This is a genomic window from Arthrobacter sp. 10T44 (genome assembly GCF_056393885.1).
The window spans coordinates 1-554 of sequence record NZ_JBFTGT010000023.1; the positions used below are offsets into that span (position 1 = coordinate 1).

Here is a 554-nt window from a genome sequence, read left to right on the forward strand (position 1 = left end):
GCTCGCTTCGAGATGAGATTTCCATACACCTTGTGTGTGAGAGGCCCCCAGCCAGACCACTGGGTTGATAGGCCGGATGTGGAAGCGAGGACTAACGACTCGTGAAGCTGACCGGTACTAATAGGCCGATAACTTACACCACACACTCCTTTGCGTGAACGGATTCAAAAGACGTTCACACCAGCAGAGGAGTACAAAGARACAAGACTGCTTGCGTCCACTATGTGGTTCCCAAACAACAAACCCGCCACGGGCACGTTGCTTGAAGGAACCAAAACTGAATAACAACACCACCACCGCCCCACCACGGGCGGTAGCGGACAAGTTGTAACCACCAGATTTCCCACCCCAGGACAACCCTCACCAGGGCCCCGGGGGCGCGGACACAGGGTTACGGCGGTCATAGCGTGGGGGAAACGCCCGGTCCCATCCCGAACCCGGAAGCTAAGACCCACAGCGCCGATGGTACTGCACCCGGGAGGGTGTGGGAGAGTAGGTCACCGCCGGACAACCATTACAGCCAGGCCCCGACACACAGTGTCGGGGCCTGAGCC

General features: G+C 58.6%; 2 rRNA genes. Both read left to right on the forward strand.

The features are described from left to right. Positions 1–142 (forward strand): 23S ribosomal RNA (locus tag AC1DBL_RS16725); the annotation flags it as partial. 250 nt (positions 143–392) lie between these two features. Beyond that, positions 393–509, forward strand: a 5S ribosomal RNA gene (gene rrf, locus AC1DBL_RS16730). The last annotated feature ends 45 nt before the right edge of the window (positions 510–554 follow it).